At 61.9% G+C, this 16,023-nt stretch carries 5 protein-coding genes; 2 read left to right on the top strand and 3 right to left on the bottom strand.

All coding sequences use genetic code 11. The annotated features are described in order from the left end of the window. The first annotated feature begins 354 nt into the window (after positions 1-354). Both DXT77_RS23235 and DXT77_RS23230 read left to right on the top strand, forming a co-directional pair. A complete protein-coding gene (locus tag DXT77_RS23235) occupies positions 355-1,467 on the top strand; it encodes a substrate-binding domain-containing protein (RefSeq protein WP_119429343.1) in 1,113 nt (370 codons plus the stop codon). 212 nt (positions 1,468-1,679) lie between these two features. Next, entirely contained in the window at positions 1,680-14,189 is a 12,510-nt protein-coding gene (locus DXT77_RS23230) for a filamentous hemagglutinin family protein (RefSeq protein WP_119429342.1), read from the top strand. A gap of 48 nt (positions 14,190-14,237) precedes the next feature. Here the strand turns inward: DXT77_RS23230 and DXT77_RS23225 are convergent, their stop codons facing one another. From DXT77_RS23225 to DXT77_RS23215, 3 genes are all read right to left on the bottom strand, one after another. Next, complete coding sequence (locus DXT77_RS23225) at positions 14,238-14,579, bottom strand: type II toxin-antitoxin system RelE/ParE family toxin (protein WP_119429341.1); 342 nt, start codon at positions 14,577-14,579, stop codon at positions 14,238-14,240. Then, positions 14,512-14,706: a stability determinant gene (locus tag DXT77_RS23220; protein WP_119429340.1), complete on the bottom strand. Its 195-nt coding sequence runs from the start codon at positions 14,704-14,706 to the stop codon at positions 14,512-14,514. The genes DXT77_RS23225 and DXT77_RS23220 overlap by 68 nt, the downstream gene beginning before the upstream one ends. 254 nt (positions 14,707-14,960) lie before the next feature. After that, positions 14,961-15,908: a transporter gene (locus tag DXT77_RS23215; RefSeq protein ID WP_119429339.1), complete on the bottom strand. Its 948-nt coding sequence runs from the start codon at positions 15,906-15,908 to the stop codon at positions 14,961-14,963. Positions 15,909-16,023 lie beyond the last annotated feature (115 nt).

Genomic DNA, 16,023 nt, shown 5'->3' with positions numbered 1-16,023 from the left:
ATCGCCACTTTCTCAGAATTTTTCCCCCTCATTTGGCATCACCCGAGCCTCAACCTGGCCATCCTCGGGTTCTCCTTTCTGTCATCTGCAACGGCCCTTCAAGGGCTGTGGCCGATTCCCCCGAAATGCCCGCTGCAGACACTCCAGATAACCCCCGGAACACCCGAGGAAATCCCTCGAAAATCACCTCGCACCTCCCGAGGTTTTTTCCTTTATCTGTCACCGGAAACTGCGAATTTCTCAGTGCGACTTAACCACGGACCCCGCTTGCGAAGGTCGGCGGTGAGTCTTCCCAGTGTCATGCAAGCAATCCGAAAACCTGTGTTCCCAACCTAGTCGAAAAGGAGATTCTTCATGTTCAAGCGCACTCTGATCGCAGCTTCCCTGACCGTTGCCGCTCTGGCTTCCGCTCAAGCCATGGCCGTTACCGGTGGTGGTGCAACTCTGCCAGCCGCTCTGTACAAAGGTTCGTCCGACAGCATCCTGCCTGCCAACTTCAGCTACGCAGCCATCGGCAGCGGCGGTGGCAAGACCGCTTTCCTGACCAACAACCCGGCTGGCTTCAGCACCACTGGCACTGTGCACTTCGCCGGTAGCGACTCGATCCTCAGCGCTTCGGAACTCAGCACCTACAAAACCACCTACGGTGCTTCGTTCGGTCCGCTGATTCAGCTGCCTTCGGTTGCCACTTCGGTTGCCATCCCTTACAAAAAAGCCGGTCAGACTGCTCTGAACCTGACCAGCGCTCAGCTGTGCGATGCCTTCTCCGGCGCCAAAACCACCTGGGGCGATCTGCTGGGCACTACCGACACCACGCCGATCCGCGTTGTCTATCGCAACGTTTCCAGCGGCACTTCGGAAATCCTCAGCCGCCACCTGAACTCGGTCTGCCCGACTCAGTTCGCTACCAACTCCACCTTCACCAACGCTCGTCTGCCAGCCGGTTCGGCGCTGCCTTCGAACTGGGTCGGCGTTGCCAATACTTCCGATGTCGCCACTGCCGTGAACGCGGTTGACGGTTCCATCGGTTATGTCGGTCCGGACGGTGTCGACGCTACCAGCAACGCTGTTGTTGCCCGCGTCAACGGTGTTCAGCCTACTTCGCTCAACGTAACCCTGGCGCTGTCGTCGGTGACCCCTCCGTCGTCTGCTGCCGATGCTGCCGATCCATCCAAGTGGTCGCCAGTGGTTGCCAACCCGACTTCGGGTTACAAACTGGCTGCCTACACCAACTTCATCTTCGGTCAGTGCTACAAGGATGCAGCCGTGGCCGCGGACGTCAAAGCCTTCCTGACCCAACACTACAGCAACCCGGGCAACAACACTGCGACTCAGGCCCACAAGTTTGTCGCCGTGCCTAATGCCTGGAAAACCGCTGTAACCGCCAACTTCATCACCAACACCTCGGGCAACAACCTGGACATCAACAACGCCAGCGTCTGCAACGCTATCGGTCGTCCTTTGTAAGCAGGTTGGTTTAGTCAGCTGTAACGGTGGCAGCCCTTCGGGGCTGCCATTTTTTATTCAAGGCACACAGCGGTCAGTGCCGCGAATACTCCCCCAACATGAAGTTTGTGTGACATCCGTTCGGTCGCGCCCCTCGCCAACTGCCTATGACGTAACAGCAGGTTTTTGCACGCCTGCGGCCTTGTGTGGCAATCAAAAAGGATCTCGTAGTGATGCTCGCTCGCCCATCCCGTCGTCGTACCAACGTTCTGTCCTCCATGCGTGAAACCGGGGAGCCGTCGCTGTGGCTGCTCAAGCCGTTGGCGCACGCAGTGGCGTTGTGTCTGGTGGCGGGCAGTGCGCAGGCGCAGACCGCGTTCAGTTCGGGGTGGTTTGCCGCCAAGGGCGCGGCGCAACAGGCTGCGGCGGCACGTCCGAGCGTGGGTGGCTTGCCGGGGATGACACCGCCGCTGGCCCAGCAGCAGAAGGCCAATGCGCAGTTGCAGCGCTCGATTCAGACCCTGAACAACACGGTTGCCGCGATTGCCGCGCAACAGGCGGCGCAGGCGGCCGGACGCGCCGCTGCGTTGGGCACGGTGCAGTTCGTGCCGGACGGCCTGGGCGAGGGCGGTTTGAAGGTCGACAACAGCCTGACTCAAGGCTGGCAGAACGCGAAGGGCCCGCAGCAGACCCAGGTCGATGGCAAGACCACGGTGACAATCGAACAGACTGCCGACAAGGCAATCCTCAACTGGGAAACCTTCAACGTCGGCCGCAACACCACGGTCGATTTCGCCCAGCAGTCGAATTGGGCGGTGCTCAACCGGGTCAACGATCCGAACGCCCGGGCCAGCCAGATTCAAGGCCAGATCAAAGGCAACGGCACGGTGATGCTGATCAACCGCAACGGCATCGTGTTCAGCGGCAGCAGTCAGGTCAACGTGCGCAACCTGGTGGCCGCTGCCGCCAACATCACCGACATCCAGTTCCGTGATCGTGGCTTGTACTTCGACAGCACCGGCACTCAGCCAACCTTCACCGATGCCGCTGGCAAGGTGCTGGTGGAGCGCGGTGCGTCGATTGAAACCCACAAGCCGGCGGCTTCGACCGATGCCGGCGGCTATGCGCTGCTGCTCGGCAACGAAGTGCAGAACGACGGTAGCATCAACACCGCCAAGGGCCAGACCGTGCTGGCCGCCGGTGACCGTTTCTACATCCGCAAGGGCTCGGGCACCGAAGGCAATGCGCTGTCTACCACCTTTGGCAGCGAAGTCATTCCGGGCTTCAAGGCCGGTGCCGTGGCAGGCAAAGTCACTAACAACGGACTGATCCAGTCGTCTACCGGCGACATCACAATGGCTGGGCACGAGGTCGTGCAAAACGGGGTATTGCTCTCCAGCACGTCAGTGGCGACGCGGGGCACGATTCACCTCACCAACCCGATCACCGATACCAATGGCAGCGTGACGCTGGGGCAGGGCAGTGCCACGGCGATCATGCTCGACAGCAGCGACATGACCGCCCTCGACAGCCAGCATCAGGCCGCGCTGACGGGCGTCACGGCCAACAACCGGATCCGTGGCGACCAGTCGCGCATCGAGATCCAGAGCGGCGGCAGTGTCGAGTTCCAGAACGGCTCGATCACCCTGGCCACCGGCGGTCAGGTCGCGGTCAGCGCACAGCGCCGCAGCCTGGTGCGTGACGGTGCGATGATCGATGTGTCCGGTGCCATCGGCGTCAAGGTGGCAATGGAAAACAACAGCATCAAGATCAACGTGCAGGGCAACGAGCAGCGTGATGCGTCGGTCAATCGCGAAAAAGGCGCGCTCAACAGCAATGACATCTGGGTCGATGTGCGCGAGCTGGTGTACGTACCCGCCGGCACCAACGGCTACGCCACGGATCGCTGGTACACCGCCGGTGGCTTGCTGGAAGTCGGCGGTTATCTCGGCACCCAGGGCCACAGCGTCGGCGAATGGATGGCTCAGGGCGGCACGGTGAGTTTCGCCGGCAACGATGTGGTGACTGAAAAGGGTTCGCTGATCAACCTGTCCGGCGGCACCCTGGATGTGCAGAGCGGGCAGATTCGCCAGAGCTGGTTGCGCGGCGCCGATGGGCGCTTGTATGAAGTCTCCCGTGCACCGGGGGATCTGCTCTACACCGGGCTGTACAAAGGTTATGAAGACAACAGCGAACGCTGGGGCCAGACCAGCTACTTCTACAACCCGCTGATTGCCCCGCGTTCACGTTTCGAGTCGGGTTACACCGTGGGCCGCGATGCCGGGCAACTGGTGATTTCCACAGCCAACGCCGTGCTCGATGGGCAGATGATCGGCGATGTGTACCAGGGCGAGCTGCAGAATCAGGCGCCGAAACCGGTGCTCGACGGTTATCAGCAGAGCCAGACCGCGCTGGCCCGGCGTGCGCAGTTGATCGTCGGCAGTTACGACCCGACCTTCGTCGCGGCGTCGAATGGGCTGCTCTATACCCTCAACCCGCAGCTCGATCAGGTACAGATCGGTGGCACGCGTCCGGTCGCCGGCAATGATCTTGATTTGACCGGCGCGGTGACCGATACCCGCAAGGGCAAACTCTATCTTGATAACGATCAGCTCAACGGATTCCGCCTCGGTGCGCTCAAGGTTTCGGCCAAGGATCAGATCGCCGTTGACGGTGCACTCACGGTCGATAACGGTGGTGACATTACCCTGTACGCCCCGGATGTGCAGGTCGGCGCCGATCTGACTGCTCGCGGTGGCAGTCTGCGTCTGGGCAACGTACTCAATCAGTTCAATGGTGGCGCAAACACCGACACTCGTCTGGCGGCCAAAGCCGACAAAAAGACGCAAACCCGCATCGCCGAGGGCGTGCTTCTCGACACCCGCGGCCTGTGGAGCAACCTGCGCACCAACCCGGACGACAACGCCAGCCTGGCGTATCTGAACGGTGGCCTGATATCGATCCGCAGCAGCGGTGATATCCACGTCGCTGCCGGTAGCCTGGTCGACGTTTCTTCCGGTGGCGCTGTGCTCGCAAACGGTAAGGCCCGGGGCGGCAAGGGCGGTGATCTGACGCTGGAATCCAGTGCCATTTCCGCGCCTGGCAAAACCCGTCTGAACCTCGATGGCGAACTGCGCGGTTACGGCGTCACGGGCGGCGGCACACTGACGGTGCAGGCCAACAAAATTCTTGTCGGGCAAACGGATAAAGCCCTGGCAGACAACACCCTGCAACTGTCCACCGACCTGTTCAGTAAAGGGTTCTCCGCCTACAACCTGATCGGCCTGAGCGGGCTCGATGTTGCCGAAGGCACCGCAATCGACGTGAACATGCCGGTGTACCGTTTCGGCGATGCGGCACCCAGCCAGGTCAGTGGCGTCGATCCGCGAACGGCGCTGGAGCTGTGGACACCCACGCTGTTCCAGGAAAACCCGACCAAGGGCGTGCTGACCCAGCGCGCCGGTGCCAGCCTGACACTGCAAGGCGGCGCGACGCTGGTCGAGTTGATCGACGCCGCCAACAGCACCTTGACCCTGGGCCGTGGCTCGCGCATCAGCGTCGACCCGGGGCAGAGCATCAAGCTGCGCGGTGCCGGGCAGATCACCGTCGGCGGTGAACTGAATGCCTGGGGCGGCACGATCGATATTCGTCAACAACAATTCGGCTCGATCCAGCCGGCCACCTCCATTCAAACGGCGGATCCGAACGCGCATGACCGCTCGATCTGGATCGGCGAGCATGCCGTGCTGGATGTCGCCGGGCGTGCGAATACGGCAACCGACACCCTGGGCCGCACTTACGGTCAGGTCGGCAAGGGCGGCAGCATCATCATCGGCGGCGAGATCGATTCGAAACTGGCAACGGCCACGGCCACGGCCGCCGATGCCTACGTGATTGTGCGTCCGGGCGCGCGGCTGGATGCCTCGGGCACCGAGGCTGTTCTGGATATCGCCGGTCAGGGCCCGACCCGCGTGGCAACGGATGGCGGGCGCATCGGTTTGAGTTCCTACACAGGCCTGTTCATTGAAGGCAACTTGCGGGCGGCGGCGGGTGGCGTCGGGGCGGCCGGTGGTCGTCTGGAACTGGCGCTGGAGACGCCGCTGTATTCCGACTCGGCGAGCAACGCGGTGCGTGCACCGAGGGAAATGATCATCGGCCAAGGGGCAGGGAACGGGCTGTTGCCCGCGAATCTGCAACCCGGCGAAGGCGCCGATGGCTTGCGCTACGGTCAAGCCCGTTTGAGTGCCGATGGCTTGATGACGGGCGGGTTCGACAATCTCAGCCTGTTGAGCAACGGCCTGTTGTCGTTTGACGGTGACGTCAATCTGCGCATGAATCAGAGCCTCAGTCTGTTCGCCGGAGCGCTGTCGCTCGCCGAGAATTCCAAAGGCACGGCACGGATCGACTTGAGTGCTCCGTACCTGCGTCTGTCGGGTGTGGGCACCTACTTTGCCGGCTTCAGCATGATGCGACCACGACTGCTCCCTGGCCCGACGACCCGGTTGTCCGACGCGACGTTCAATGCCTCCGCGAACCTCCTGGATGTGAGCAATGGCCTGTCCTTCGGGACTCAGGGTTCGATCCTGCAACGGCAGGCGCCGGCCGTTGAATACAGCCGTCGGGCTTTCGGTCTGGTGAGCCTCGACAGCAGCGGCGACCTGCGTTTCCTCGCGCCGAACGATGGCGCTGTGGGCACCCGTTTGTGGACGCCAGGCGACTTGAATCTAGGGGCGGCGCAGATCTATCCCGCCACCGGTATTCAGGCCGAGGTGCGCGTCGGTTATCAGGGCGAGGTTCCGGTTTCTCAACACACCTTGCGGATCAGCGGCCACGGAGCCGCACCGGCTGCAGTGCCGTACTCGGCATTCGGAAAGCTGATTTTTTCCGCCGCGTACATCGAGCAGGGCGGTGTCTTGCGTGCACCGCTGGGCAAGATCGTATTGGGTGACGATCTGCTCAGCACTACTCGCGAGGTTCATCTCTTGCCGGGCAGTCTGACCTCGGTCAGCGGCGCCGGTCTTGTCATGCCGTACGGCGGCACCACGGACGGTATCGACTATCGCTACAACGGCAAATCCGTGGTGCTCGACGGCATCACTGGCGAAACCTCAGGTGTGTCGATCGGCACGCAGTACGCCGACGTGCAGGGCGGCGCGGTCATCGACCTGTCCGGCGGCGGGGATCTGCGCGGAGCCGGCTTCGTGTCCGGTCGTGGTGGCTCTACCGATGCGCGCTTCAACCCGCTGGTGCGCAATGCGCCTGACGGCACCTTCAGCCTGCCGGGGCTGGCGAGCAACCCGGTCTATGCCATCGTGCCTGGCAACCAGAGCAGCTATGCGCCGATGCTGGCCGAGGCCGGTGCGGTGGATCCGCGCATCGGCCAGCAGATCACCATTGGAGGCGGCGTTCCGGGGTTGGCGGCGGGTACTTACACACTGTTGCCGTCAACGTTCGCCTTGATGCCCGGTGCGTTCCGCGTTGAGGTAAACGGTCAGGCGACGCCCGGCGTGACAACGGGGGCGCTGCCACTGCGCAATGGTTCATGGACCAGCAGCGGGCAGATGTCGATTGCCAATACCGGCCTGCGTGACAGCCTGGCCAGTCAGGTCATTCTCACGTCTGCCGATGTGTTGCGTCGTTACTCGCAGTACAACGAAACCGGTTTTACCCGGTTCATCCAGAGCGACGCCGCCCGGCGCGGTGTGCCGCGTGCGCTGACACCGATGGACGGCAAGATACTGGATCTGCGCCTGGCCCCGGGGGGCAAACAAGGCATCGCTTTGCAGTTCAACGGGCGCGCGTTGTTCGAGGCTGCCGAGGGCGGTCTGGTCGGAGCGGCGGTGGTGCGTGGTGGTTATGCGGGCGCCAGCTTTGAAATCCTCGGTTCAGGGCATGCACCGACTCAGGGGTTCAGTGGTGTGTCGTTGTACGCCGATACGCTCAATAATCTCAATGCCGGGCGTCTGGCCATCGGTGCGATGCCGAATGTCCTGTACAACACCGCCGCCAACATTATCGGTTTCGTGGGCACCAGCCCAAACATTGTCTTGCGTGAGGGGGCGATTCTCTCTGCGCCGGAGGTCTTGCTGCGTACCACGTCAACGCTTGGCGGCATCACGGTCGAGGCAGGGGGCGGGATCAATACGCTGGGGCGTGGCAACGTGGCCTACGACTCGATGGCCGGTTTCGTTTATGAGCCGAAAGCCTCCAGCGTGTTGCTCGTTTCCAACGGTTGGACCCAGGTACTCGCGCCGGAGCTGGCAAGTGCCATTACCGGAGCGGGCAGTATCCGGATCGGCACTTGCGCAACGAATGCGTGCAGCAATCCGGCCCTGCTGTATTCGAACGGCAGCATCACTGCCGCCACGGATAACCAGTTCGAACTCGGTGAAGCCGTGCGTTTCGGCACCCGTCATCTGGCATTGTCGGTCGGCTCGGTCAATGCCGGCAGTGCCGAGGCACTGGCGGCGGCAGGCAGCCGCGTACCCGCCGGCCTCACGCTGAACCAGAACGTACTCGACCGCTTGTTGCGCGGTGATACACAGTTTGGTGCGCCGGCCCTGGAAACCCTGAGCCTGACCACTCGCGACGCCTTCAATTTCTACGGCAGCGTCAGTCTCGACACGATCGATTCACAGACCGGCCAGAGCAAACTGCAGAATCTGGTGCTGGTCACTCCGGCGATTTACGGTCTGGGCAACGCCAGCGACGTGGCGAGTATCCGTACCGCCAACCTGATCTGGAACGGCGCTAAGCAGAGTCCTGGCGCGGTCATCACGGGTGGCGCCGGTACAGGCAGTGGCACGCTGGACATTCAGGCCCAGCGAATCGAGCTGGGTTACGGACCGATGCCTCAGGCCAGCGGCCTGGATCAGAACAATCGTCTGGCGCTGGGGTTCGCCAACGTCAACCTGAGCGCCAGCGACCGCATCACCGCCAATCACAAGGGCAGCCTGGCGGTGTATCAGGAGCAGGGCGCTTACGATCCGGTCAAGGGTTACAGCTTCAGCGGCGGCCATCTGAATCTGCGTACACCGTTGCTCACTGGCGAGGCGGCATCAGTCAGCCTGCTCAAGGCCGGCAATAGCCTGACCTTAAGCGGCGCCGGGGCTGCCGGCGGGGCCAATGCCCTGGGTGCGGAGTTGAACCTTGAAGCCCGCGATATCGTGCTCGACAGCCGAATCGCATTGGCCAGCGGCAAACTGACGGTGAAGTCCGAGGGTGATTTGATCCTCGGCGGCAATTCCGTGCTGGAGCTGTCCGGACGCACCTTGCCGTTCAACGATGTCAGCAAGTACAGCTGGGGTGGCGACATATCGCTGTACAGCGCCAACGGCAATATCCGTCAGGCCGCAGGCTCGCGGATCGATCTGTCGGCGAAGAACAATCAGGCCGGTAACCTCAGCGTCGTCGCTCTGGCCGATGCGGCCGGGATGGTCGACCTGCAAGGCGAGATTGTCGGCGGCAGTAGCGGTTACTACGACGCCGGGGGCACGCTGGTGCCGTACAAGGCGGGTGGCGTCGACATTCGCGCGCAACGTCTGGGCGGTGACGCCACCGAGCAGTTCGCCGCACTCAATCAGCGCTTGAATGCCGGACAGGTTTACGGCAGCCGCAGCCTGCAACTCAAACAAGGCAATCTTGTGATCGGCGACGGCCTCAAGGCCGGTGAGGTCAATGTGTCGGTGGACAATGGCAGCCTGACGGTTGCCGGTCTGATCGACGCCAGCGGCGAACGTGTCGGCAGCATTCGTCTGTCGGCGAAAAACGGTCTGACCCTGGCGGGCAACAGTGTGCTCGATGCCCATGGCCGCGTGCTGCGGGTCGACAGCTACGGCAAGATCATCGATGCGCCGAACCGTGCCACGGTCGAACTCGGTTCCGGCGATGGTTTGCTCACGCTGGGGAGCGGCGCGCGCATCGACCTGCGCCACGGCACCGATGCCGTGCCCGGTTTCCTCGCCGGGCAACACGATGGAATGCTGCGCGGCACGCTGGAGCTGAACGCGCCACGTCTGGGCAGCAATGACATCGCCATCGACGCCAGCGGTGTGTTGACCATTCAGGGCTCGCGCTCTATCGGGCTCAATGGCATGCGCCGCTACACCGATGCCCGCGATGGTGTCGATCAGGCGGTCAGTGGCCGGCCGTATCAAGTGATTGATCAGGCCATGCTTGAACGCATTCACGGTGATAGCAAAGACTTTATCAACGCTGCTTTGGGCAACGGTGATCTGTTGCAACGCAAACTCGCCGGACTGAATAACGCCACCTACGCCGATGCATTCCATCTGCGGCCGGGCGTGGAAATCGCCAGCAAGACTGCCAGCGGTGATCTGGTGGTGGAGGGCGATCTGGACCTTTCGGGCTATCGCTATGCCAGTCTCAATCCGCACACGCGACTGAACCCGTTGGTGTACGGGTCAGGGGAGGCCGGCAGCCTGGTGATCCGCGCTGGTGGCAACCTCGACATTTACGGCAGCATCAACGACGGCTTCGCGCCGCCATCGGAAACCAAGGATGACGCTGGCTGGAAACTGATTGCCGGTGTGCAGCCGTTCGGTGGCGATCTGATCGTGCCGGGCAGTGGGGTGACGCTGGCCGAGGGCACGCAGTTTCCGGTGGGCGCGACGCTCAATTACGACGTGACGATTCAAGGCGCGCGACTGGCCAGTGGCACGTTGCTGCCGACCCAGGCGGTACTGGGCGAGGCGTACACGTTCAGCGCCGGCACTGTGCTGGCGGGGGCTATCCATGATGCCAGCGGTAATCTGTTGTATGCGGCGGGAACGTTGCTCGGCGAAAGTGTGACGTTGCCGGCGAACACTCGCCTGGGTGCCGGTATCCGCCTGAACAAGGCGACGAGTCTGCAGGCCATGACCTGGCCCAAGGGCGTGCCGCTGCCAGGGGTATTCGACCTCGATCTTTTAACGGTTTCCGGTGTGAAGCTGAGCAGCTCGCTGGCCTTGCTGCGCGGCTCGCTGATTCCTTCGATGACTGATGTAAAGCTTGCCGACGGCACTTCGCTGATCGAACTGCGTCCGTTCAACGGCACGCAGCAAGGCAGGAACTGGGCGTTGGCCAGTATGTTGCCTTCGGGCAGTGCATCCTGGTCAATGCGTGCGGTGGCCGGTGCCGATCTTGAGGCGGCGGACAGCCGTGCCGTGAAGCCTGTCACCACCGATGGCAATCTGCGGCTGGCGGACACTCATTACGGTGTCACGCTGACCCAGGCAACGGGGATACTTGTGTGGGCACCGGACAATCCGTATGACCTTCCGGGGTATTACCCTGTGCCCGATGACCAATTGGAGATCTGTTCGCAGGTGGAAGGACTCTGTGTGCCGATGGCACGTTGGGTCTGGGCGCCGGGCAATGGTCAAGGACCTGACTACGAACCCGTTCCCGAGGAGTATCAGGTCCTTTGTGAAATCTATCCGGAACTCTGCATCGGCAATAATCCCGGCACAACCGCCAAGGCCCACAGCCAGATGTTCAGCGTATTGCGCACCGGTACGGGCGACCTCGATCTGATGGCTGCCGGCAACTTGAGCATGGATTCACCGTTCGGCGTTTACACCGCCGGCACTCAATCAGGGAACGTCGATCCGTTGTACAACCAGAAACGTGGGCATCTGTCGGACAGTAATTCGGTGCTGGGCACTGCCGGTGCTGATTATGAAAAATGGGTCAACGGCGGCACCGACAGTCTTTATCAGGCCTGGTATCCGCAGATGGGCGGCAATCTGACGATCAACGCGGGCGGGTCTGTTTCGGGCGATTCGGTAGGTCAGAAAATTCGATCGACTTCAGGTGGAACCCGGGAGCAGATCGCAAGTGTCGCGGTGGGCAACTGGCTGTGGCGCCAAGGCACGGGCAACCCGGATATGCCCACGGCCTGGTGGATCAACTTCGGCAGCTATGCCACCCAATTGATGCCAGATACGAACACCAATACCGAACCGTACCTGGTCGGGTTCACCGGTTTTGGCACTTTGGGCGGCGGTAATATCAGCCTGCGGGCCGGTGGTGATGCCGGCATGCTCAAGCCGTTGGGTGATGCCGTTAACAATCCTCGAAGCCAGGGTCTGATCGTCGCGGTGGGCAGCACCGGTCGAGTCGCCAGCGATGGCAGCGTGCAGATGACCGGTGGTGGCGACATGGATATTCGAATCGGCGGTACGTTCAACCCGTCGCTGCAAGCGCGGGCAGGAGAATCCGGCACCGGCAAACCGGTCCATGATCTGCAAGGTGCGCTGATCAACCTGCGCGGCGCGGCACGGATGACGGGTGGGGCACTGGGTGGAATCAACCTGCAGTACGGCGCCGGCGCCGTGGTCAATGATCTTCGGGAAACCCGGGCACTTGATCCGTTTACCTCGACCACCGCCAGCGCTTCCGGAGGCGTGGTGCTGATTCCGGGTGACTCGGGCATGAGCCTGAGCAGCCGTGGGGATCTGGTGTTGGGCGGTGCAGGGGATCCCGGGCGAGTGAGCCTGATGAACGCCAGCCCGATCATGGCGGCCAACGGCAGCGTTCAGCAGGGCGGTACTCTGAGTGGCTTCTCATTGTGGACTGACCACACCGCAATCGATCTGTTCTCGGCTGGCGGGAACCTGACGCCGGGCACACAGCCAGCCGAATTCAATACATCCAACGGCCTGATCACGGGCCGCAATACCTCGCCTACCGACGGCCGGTTTGTCTATCCGTCGATACTGCGCGCGGTGGCGGGCGAGGGGTCGATCTATGCCGGGCCATCCGCGACGTTCACTGGCGTAAACAACTATCCGCTGCAAGGTTATTCACTGCTCCTGGCTCCGTCGAAGTCGGGACAGCTTGAACTGCTGGCAGGTGACTCCATCTACGCCGGTGGTTATGCGATCAACCAGTCGGGAGCCAGCCCGATGGCCATTACCACGCCGTTCAACCCGGCGTTCAACACCTATACCACCAACAGCAACACCAGCAAGCCGGTGCGCACCAACTACAGCGACGATGGTGTGGCACCAGATAGCAACATGCGATATCCGCTATTTGCCTTTGGTCCCGATAGCTACTCGGGTTTGAACAATGTACAGGGGCCGGCGCGTTTCTATGCACTGACGGGTGACCTGGTGGGCGTTCGCAGTGGCGAAACGTTGAGCTTTTCCACTTCCAGACGCACCTGGTACGAAGCCGCCGGGCCCGTGTGGATGATCGCCGGTCGTGACATCGTCGCCTCCGGCACCACCCTGGGGCAGCCTACGGCAGTACCGGGTTCGGAAATAAGCAACGGCAAGGATGATATTTCTTCCACCGGCAACCTGTTCGTCCACAATGATCCACGAGACGTATCGCGAGTGTCGGCAGGTCGCGACATTCTCTACAGCAGCTTCGATATCGCCGGGCCTGGAACGCTGGATATCAATGCCGGGCGCAACATCCTGATGGAGAACCGCGCCAGCATCACCAGCCTCGGCTCGTTGGTGGCAGGTGATAAACAACCGGGAGCCAGCGTGGTATTGCAGGCCGGTGTGGGCGCGCAGGGGCCGGATTACTCGCGGTTCATCGCCCGTTACCTGAACCCGCAGAACCTCGCCAATCCGAACGCATCGCTCAACGGGCAACCAGGCAAAGTAGTCAAAACCTACCTCGACGAATTGCAGAGCTGGCTGACCCTCGGCTACGGCTTCAGCGGCAACGCCGAACAGGCGCAAGCCTTCTTCGCTGCACTGCCAAGCGCCGAACAGGCGATCTTCGCCCGTCAGGTGTACTTCGCCGAACTGCGTGCCGGTGGCCTGGAATACAACCAGGTTGGCGGCCCGCGCAAAGGCAGTTACCTGCGCGGTCGCAACGCCATTGCTTCGCTGTTCCCGACCACCGATGTGGCCGGCAATCCGATCCGCTATGACGGCGATATCACGATGTACGGCGGAGCGGGGGTGAAAACCCTGTTCGGCGGCGACATCCAGATGCTTACGCCGGGCGGTGGTCAGGTGTTCGGCATCGAAGGTGCGGCGCCGCCGTCCACGGCGGGGATCATCACTCAGGGTTCGGGCAACATTCAGCTCTACTCCGAGGGCAGCATTCTGCTGGGGCAGAGCCGGATCATGACGACGTTTGGTGGCTCGATTCTCGGCTGGTCCGCCGAGGGCGATATCAACGCCGGTCGCGGCTCGAAAACCACCGTGGTCTACACCCCGCCGAAACGCGTGTACGACACCTGGGGCAACGTGACCCTGTCGCCATCGGTGCCGAGCACCGGCGCCGGTATCGCCACACTCAATCCGATTGCCGAAGTGGCACCCGGCGACATCGACCTGATCGCGCCGCTGGGCACCATCGATGCGGGCGAGGCGGGGATTCGCGTCTCGGGCAACGTCAACATCGCCGCACTGACGGTGGTCAACGCCGCCAACATCTCGGTGCAGGGCAAGGCGACCGGTGTGCCGGTGGTTTCGGCGGTCAACACCGGGGCGATCACCTCGGCCAGTTCCGCTGCGTCGTCGGCGACTCAGGCCGCGGAAGACGTCGCCCGTCAGCAGCAGGCTGCATCGCGCCAAAACCAGGCCTCGGTGTTCACCGTGCAGGTGCTGAGCTTCGGCAACGAGCAACTGGCCCCGACCCGCGACGGTGCCAGCCGCGCACCGACACCGGGTTACAACCCCAACAGCCCGGTGCAGGTGCTGGGCGCCGGGGTGCTGGATGAACAGGCGAAACAGCAGCTGACCGAGGAGGAACGGGGGCAGCTGACGTTGTAAAGAACTCTCGTGTAGTACGCTTCGGGCGGCCATTTGGCCGCCCTTTTTTTATGGTGATGAGGTTGTAGGGTATTTTTGTCGGGCGTGAAGCACCCTCAGTATTTTGATGTGGCCATTCACTCGATAGACCAGCAGATAGTTCGGATGAATCACCATTTCGCGAGTGCCAGGCACTCGGCCAGGTCGGTAACCATAAGGTATTGATGTAAGTCGTTGTGCTGCTGCACCCACCTTGTGTCTTAGCGAAATTGAAGCGTTGGTGTTGTGTTGCTCGATGTATTTGAAGATATCAGCCAGTTGACGCGAGGACTTGCTGCTCCATTCAAGCAGCAGAGCGGCGCTTCCTGCGTATCTCTTCCAGCATCTGGTCGAGCATTGCCATAACTTCATCATGGGGAATGCCAGGGCTAGGATCATCGAGTGCCTCCTGTACCTCTGCGCGAAACCAGCGATCGTAGCTCTCGGCCTCTTCTTCGGATTCGAAGTCAGAGTAAAACGGGGAATGCAATATGCTCATAGTGATCTCCGTGATCAATTTCAGCAGTCTAAGGGGGGATGGGCCCATTGTCGTCACTGGCAGACGATGCACCCCATGAGCCCTCGAGGAACCATGAGGTAGCGGGACCCAGTATCTGCAAGCCCCCCTTTCAAATCTGCCGGACGTTTCCCTCCGTTGTCCGGCAATCTCGACCGCCGTTGTAGGCCTATTCCACCCCAGCGTTTTTCAGGTTTTCCGGCTACACACTCAGGCGCGTTTTCCTACAAATGCGCTCAAAACGCATACGGAATACTCACCTTCGCCCACAACATATCGCCCTCCGGCCGGTTCTCCACATCGAACTCCCTGGCCCAGCGGATCTCCGCGCTGGCGTATTTGAGGAAGGTGAAGTGCAGCGCCGGGCCGATGGCGAACACCTGGCCGCGCACGCCGTCGTCAACGTCCTGGCCCGCGAACTGCACGGTGTGGCCGAACTGTTTGTCGTCGGTGGTCTGCTTGAGGTAATAGCCGTTGACGCCGAGCATCAGGTCGTCGGTGATCTTGTAGCTGGCCGAGTAATCGAAGTGGAAGATCTGCCCGGACTTGTAGTCGGTGTCCTTGTTCTTCTCGTTGAAGCTGTAGGTGGTCTTCATCGAGACTTCGGTCTTGTCCGTCGGCAGCCAGGTGAAGGAGAACAGCGGCTTGTAGGTGTAGAAATTGTTGCTGGTGTTGGCCAGCCGGTCGACGCTGTATTCGCCGGTGGGTACTGTGATTTCCACAGCTGCGCCGAGGGTCAGGTTCTTGCCCATGTCCCACAGGATGATCGGGGCGATGGTGGTATCGCCCATGCCTTCGCGGGTGTCGCTCTGGCCGAACACCGAGACTTCCTGCTTCAGCCATGGCTGGGCGATGTAGCCGGCGAGGCGGCCGTCGAACACCCGCACCGGGCTCAGGTAATCGATGCGCGGGATGACCGCCGTGGATTCGATCTCGACATTCGGCACCTTGCCGCCGAACGAGCTGATGTTCAGTTTGGTCGCCTTGTAATGGTTGTAGTAGAGGTTGAAGGCGACCATGTTCTCGGGAAGGCTGTCGACCTCCAGCGGCAGCATGAAGAAGCCGTCGGTGCCGGGGCCGATGTTGTCGACGCCGGCTTCGGTGGCCAGTACTGGCAGGGTGGTGGCGCAGCCGAGCAGGCTCAGCGCCAGTCGCACAGGGAGTGTCGCGCGATTCGTGGTCATGTCCGTCCTCATTATTATTGTGTTTGGGCGCACCGCCGGCGCGCAGGACGCCCGGCCACTATAGAGATAAGCCCTTGGCGCACGCCGGGGCAGGGTATTGGCGGACACGGAAGGG

Origin of the sequence: Pseudomonas sp. 91RF (assembly GCF_003576265.1) — a bacterium.
GTDB lineage: Bacteria > Pseudomonadota > Gammaproteobacteria > Pseudomonadales > Pseudomonadaceae > Aquipseudomonas > Aquipseudomonas kribbensis.
The sequence above is the reverse complement of the archived record's forward strand: the minus strand, read 5'-3'. Positions and strand labels throughout refer to the sequence as shown.

Coding starts and splice junctions, on each gene's coding strand:
- DXT77_RS23215 (WP_119429339.1), bottom strand. CDS start 15,908: ATGACCACGAATCGCGCGACACTCCCTGTGCGACTGGCGCTGAGCCTG.
- DXT77_RS23230 (WP_119429342.1), top strand. CDS start 1,680: ATGCTCGCTCGCCCATCCCGTCGTCGTACCAACGTTCTGTCCTCCATG.
- DXT77_RS23235 (WP_119429343.1), top strand. CDS start 355: ATGTTCAAGCGCACTCTGATCGCAGCTTCCCTGACCGTTGCCGCTCTG.
- DXT77_RS23225 (WP_119429341.1), bottom strand. CDS start 14,579: ATGAAGTTATGGCAATGCTCGACCAGATGCTGGAAGAGATACGCAGGA.
- DXT77_RS23220 (WP_119429340.1), bottom strand. CDS start 14,706: ATGAGCATATTGCATTCCCCGTTTTACTCTGACTTCGAATCCGAAGAA.